The sequence below is a fragment of the Nocardia testacea NBRC 100365 genome, assembly GCF_000308775.1.
Taxonomy (GTDB): domain Bacteria; phylum Actinomycetota; class Actinomycetes; order Mycobacteriales; family Mycobacteriaceae; genus Nocardia; species Nocardia testacea.
This window is the reverse complement of sequence record NZ_BAGJ01000158.1, coordinates 50,412-50,673: the sequence shown is the minus strand read 5'-3', so window position 1 is coordinate 50,673 and position 262 is coordinate 50,412.

Here is a 262-nt window from a genome sequence, read left to right as displayed (position 1 = left end):
TATCGGTCGCGGCCGCGGATCCGCGTCGCCCGGCGTTCCCGCGCCGGGCGACGCTCGTCACCGGGCCCGCGCGGACCGTGACGGTAACGGCCGGGCCGTACTCGACCATGTAATGATGGAAGACTGCGAGTGCCGCGGCGGTCGGTCGTGCCCTGAGAGGGTTCGGCCACGGACGCCGCGTCGGGGTGTCGGGTTAGCCCGGGGTGCCCCGCGCAGGAAGCGAAACGGCAGGTGAGACAGGTTGATGGGTTCTGTTGTCGGT